This is a genomic window from Streptomyces sp. UNOC14_S4 (genome assembly GCF_020740835.1).
Lineage (GTDB): Bacteria > Actinomycetota > Actinomycetes > Streptomycetales > Streptomycetaceae > Streptomyces.
The window spans coordinates 1-3,918 of sequence record NZ_JAINFC010000619.1; the positions used below are offsets into that span (position 1 = coordinate 1).

Annotated in this window: 4 protein-coding genes; all 4 read left to right on the forward strand. The window is 72.4% G+C overall.

Going from position 1 to position 3,918, the window contains the following annotated elements:
* Positions 1-10 precede the first annotated feature (10 nt).
* A complete protein-coding gene (locus K6I34_RS33165) occupies positions 11-1,360 on the forward strand; it encodes a methylaspartate mutase (protein ID WP_229331754.1) in 1,350 nt (449 codons plus the stop codon).
* Between the two features lie 17 nt (positions 1,361-1,377).
* Entirely contained in the window at positions 1,378-2,379 is a 1,002-nt protein-coding gene (locus K6I34_RS33170) for an asparagine synthetase A (protein ID WP_229331751.1), read from the forward strand.
* Positions 2,376-3,632 carry a glutamate synthase-related protein gene (locus K6I34_RS33175; RefSeq protein WP_229331752.1) on the forward strand — a complete coding sequence of 419 codons (1,257 nt, stop codon included), beginning with the start codon at positions 2,376-2,378 and terminating at the stop codon, positions 3,630-3,632. Before K6I34_RS33170 ends, K6I34_RS33175 begins: the two co-directional genes overlap by 4 nt.
* 97 nt (positions 3,633-3,729) lie before the next feature.
* Positions 3,730-3,918: MbtH family protein (locus tag K6I34_RS33180; protein ID WP_229331753.1), on the forward strand; the 189-nt coding region annotated here is incomplete at its 3' end.

Sequence of the window (3,918 nt, forward strand, 5' to 3'; positions counted from 1 at the left end):
CCCCGCCACCGTGCCGCGCAGCCTCTTCGGGGCCTTCGTCGCACGGTCCCGCGCCGCCGGCCGCCTGGTGGTCCAGCCCCGCATGGGGTTCGGCGCACCACAGGCCATGCGCGACGGCCTCACCGCCGTCAAGGCCGCCCGGGCCACCACCATCGGCACCGTCACCCTCGACAGCTACACCCGCGTCGGCGACCTCGACGCGGCCCGCAAGGCCCTGGACGAGGGCGCCGACATCAACGGCTACCCCATCGTCACCCACGGCACCACCACCAACAGGAAGCTCGTCGAGGGCCTCCTCGGACCCGGCTTCCCCATCCAGGTCCGGCACGGCTCGGCACGCCCACAGGACATCATCGCCGCGTCGCTCCGGGCGGGCCTGGACGCCACCGAGGGCGGCCCCGTCTCGTACTGCCTCCCGTACGGGCGGATCTCCCTGCGCGACTCCGTGCGCAACTGGGAGGAGTCCTGCGCACTGATGACCGCGGCCCGCGCGCACGGCGCCGAACCCCACGTCGAGACCTTCGGCGGCTGCATGCTCGGGCAGCTGTGCCCGCCGGGCCTGCTGGTCGCGATCAGCCTCCTCGAAGGGGTCTTCTTCCACCGGCACGGCGTCCGCAGCATCTCCCTCAGCTACGCCCAGCAGACCCACGCCGGCCAGGACCGCGGCGCCGTCCGCGCGCTCCGCCGCCTCGCCCGGCGGTTCCTGCCCGGAGCCGACTGGCACGTCGTCGTCTACACCTACATGGGCGTCTACCCGAGGACCGGCGCGGGCGCGCGGCTGCTGCTGGAACAGTCCGTCGACATCGCCGTACGAACCGGCGCGGAACGGCTCATCGTCAAGACCGCGGCCGAGGCCCACCGCATCGCGACGGTCGAGGAGAACGTCCAGGCGCTGGAGGCCGCGGCCGCCGCGGACCGCCGCGTCCGGGCCACGGGGCGGCCGCCGGCCGACGGCGACCACCTCACCGGCGGCTTTACCGACGACTTCGCCGACGACTTCGCCGACGACCTGGACGCCCAGGAGATCCTCGACGAGGCGACGAGCGTCGTCACCGCCGTCCTCGCCCTCTCCGAGGACCCCGGCACCGCCCTCAAACGGGCCTTCGCCCACGGGCTGCTGGACGTGCCCTACTGCCTGCACGCCGACAACATGGGGCGGACCAGGAGCTACATCGCCCCGGACGGCAGGCTGCGCTGGTCCCGCACGGGCTCCCTGCCCTTCGGGACCACCGCCCGCACCACCGACGCCACCGACATGACGGCGGCCGACCTGCTGGGCGCCCTCTCCCGCGTGCAGCGCTCCTTCGACCGAGCGGCGAGCCTCGGCGTACCGCCGGGCCACGTCCAACTGATCAACTGACCAGGAGACACCAGAAGATGACCGACCAGCCGGAATCCCAGCTGCCCGCCGCCCTGCCCGCCCACCTCCGGAACCCCGTGACACGGGCGATGGTCCGGGTGCAGAACCGCATCGTCCAGGCGGCCCGCGAGCACCTCACCGCACAGGGCTTCACCGAACTCAGGCCGCCGATCATCGGCCCCGTCACCGACCCCGGCGGCCGCGGCTCCAAGCAGATCGACATCGACTTCTACGGCCACCGCTACAAGCTGATGACCAGCGCCATCCTCTACAAACAGGCGTCGCTGCTGGCCTTCGACAAGATATTCTGCGTGGCCCCCAACGTCCGCCTGGAGCCCCTGGAGACCGCCAACACCAGCCGGCACCTCGTCGAATTCCACCAGCTCGACGTCGAGATCGCCGGTGCCTCCCGGAACGACGCCATGAACGTCGCCCAGGACATCATCGCCACGGCCACCGCCGCGGTCGTCGCCGACCTGGAGGACGAGCTCGCCGTCCTCGGCCGGGACCCCCAGGCCTTCGCGGCCCTCCTCAAGGAGGACGCCCCCTTCGACCGCGTGACCCACGCCGACGCCGTCGCCGAACTCACCCGCCTCGGACACCCGCAGAACCCCGACGCCGAGATCGACTGGGAGGGCGAGGCCCTCCTCTCCATCAGGGCCGACCGCCCCTTCTTCATCACCGACTACCCCAAGGGCTCCCGCGGCTTCTACGATCGCGAGAACCCCGAACGCCCCGGCGTCCTCACCAACTTCGACCTCATCGCCCCCGAGGGCTACGGCGAACTCATCAGCGGCAGCGAGCGCGAACATGACTACGCGCGCATCGTCGCCCGCATGCGCGAGACCGGCGAGAACCCGGCCAAGTACGGCTGGTACCTCGACATGGTCCGCGACGGCATCCCCGGCAGCTCCGGCTTCGGCATCGGTCTCGAACGGCTCACCCGCTACATCGCCGGGCTCGACGCCGTGTGGCAGGCGACCGCCTTCCCGAAGACCCCCGGGGTGGTGTCGGCGTGACGGCCTCCCTGACGGCCGAGGGCTTCGCCGAGGACGACGTCCGCGAACGGGCACGGACCGGAGCCGCCGCCGTCTTCCCCCCGCACGACGAGTACGGCCACCGGCTCTTCGGCGCCCGGACGGACCGCACCGCCACCGACCCCCTCGACACACTGCGCTTGGTGCCGCCCGTCCTGATGCCGCACCGCCTGGAGAAACTGGTCGAGCTGGCCAGGGAACCCCACTACGGCGACGTCGACCTCACCACCGACATCGGCGGCTTCCGCTCGACCGCCCCCGTCTACGTCTCGGCGTTCGGCTCCACCCAGGTGGCCGACTCCGGCCTCGGCACCGCCGCCAGCCGCCAGGCGGGCCGCCTGGGCATCCCCATGGTGATCGGCGAGAACATCGTGCCCACCGTCGGCTACACCGGCGCCGACACCGGCAGCGGCGGCATCCTCGCCCGGCTGCGCGCCTACGAGAGCGAGGTGCCCGACGGCGTCGGCGGCATCGCCTTCCAGCAGAGCACCGAGGACGCCGACGCCGAGGTGTGGAACCTCATCTACAGCGCCCCCTCGGCACAGAACCTCCTTGAGACGGGACGGCTCGCCTTCGAACTCAAGGTGGGCCAGGGCGCCAAGCCCGGACTCGGCGGCATGACCGTGGTCGGCACCGAGACGGCCGCCCGGCTCGCCGAGCACTTCACGACCGAGGACGTCTTCGGCGACGGCGAGCACGTGCTGCGCAGCAGCAGCCCCGGCACCTTCACCGAGGAGATCCTCCGCCAGCAGATCCGCTTCATGCGCAACAACTACCCCCGCGCCCGCGTCTGGGTGAAGCTCCCGCCCGGCCGCGACGTCCGTACCGCCACCGCCGTCGCCTGGGAGGCCGGGGCCGACGCGGTGACCGTCGACGGCGCCGAGGGCGGCAGCGGCTGGGCCCCGCGCCCCTTCTTCGACCACGTCGGCCTGCCCCTCGCCGAATGCCTGCGGCGCGTCCGCGCCTGGGAGGGCGGCGGCTGCCTCCTGGCCTCCGGCCGGATGTGGGAGGGCAGCCGCGTCGCCAAGGCTCTCGCCCTCGGCGCCCGCGCCGCGGGCCTGGGCCGGGCCGCCCTGCTCGCCGTCGACGAGAACCCGGACGACGGACTCGACCGGCTCCTCGCGTGCCTGACCCTCGAACTGCGGCTGATCATCAGCGCGCTGGGCAAGTACGCGCCCGCCGCACTCGCGCCGGAGGACGTCTGGTCCCCGACGACGGCGCGGCTCGACAGCTGAAGCGCGGCTGAAGCGCGGCTGAAGCCGCACCCCCTTTCCTTGCGCAGCATCCCTTTTCCCATCTTTCCCCACCTTTTCCGAGAGAGGACATTCCGTCATGGCGAACCCGTTCGAGGACCCCGAAGGCACCTACGTCGTCCTGGTCAACTCCCAGGGGCAGCACTCCCTGTGGCCCGCGCACATCGCCCGGCCCGACGGCTGGACCGTCACCTTCGGCGAGGACACCCGGCAGGCGTGCCTGGACCACATCGACCGCACCTGGACCGACCTGATGCCCCGCCCGGTC